The following is a 600-nucleotide window of genomic DNA, read 5'->3' as shown; positions in this document are numbered from 1 at the left end:
GCAGGTTCCACGGCAGCGCCTCGAAGCAGGGCGCACACCAGGGACGGTTCCGCTCGGCCGGCGCCAGGCAGAAACCGCAACGCCCTGGCAGCGCCTGGCGCAGCGTGGCGTCGAGGCCATACCAGAGCGAGCGCAGCCAATCACCTGATCGCATGCGCCCAGGCATGTCATGCTTCCCCTTGGGGCGTGCTCGCATCTGTTCCATGTAACGGTGCCTCGCAACTTATGCCTCACAACTTATGCCCCACAACTTACGCTTCATAACTTCAGGAGCGAGAACCATCATTCTACCCGCCATGGTCGCTATGGCCGCTCACACCACAGTCAACCCATCGGCATTTCCTGGTTGACAGAAAAGCGATTTCACGTACGCTCACAGTCAACTCAGAAACACCCCCAAGTTGACCGAGACGAGCCTACCATGACCGATGCCTCGCAGGCTGGCCCGAACGCCCCAGCCTTCCATCAAGCGCCGATTCGTCACGACTGGTCGCTGGCCGAAATCGAGGCGCTGTTCGCGCTCCCCTTCAACGATTTGCTGTTCCGAGCCCAGCAGGTGCACCGCGCCCACTTTGATGCCAATGCCGTGCAGGTTTCCAC

Annotated in this window: 1 pseudogene; it reads left to right on the top strand. The window is 61.0% G+C overall.

What is annotated here, in order from left to right:
* Positions 1-421: 421 nt before the first annotated feature.
* A pseudogene (locus tag QPM17_RS23705) lies at positions 422-600 on the top strand (hypothetical protein); the annotation flags it as partial.

The sequence above is a fragment of the Marinobacter azerbaijanicus genome (assembly GCF_030250645.1).
In the GTDB taxonomy this organism is placed as follows: domain Bacteria; phylum Pseudomonadota; class Gammaproteobacteria; order Pseudomonadales; family Oleiphilaceae; genus Marinobacter; species Marinobacter azerbaijanicus.
The sequence above is the reverse complement of the archived record's forward strand: the minus strand, read 5'-3'. Positions and strand labels throughout refer to the sequence as shown.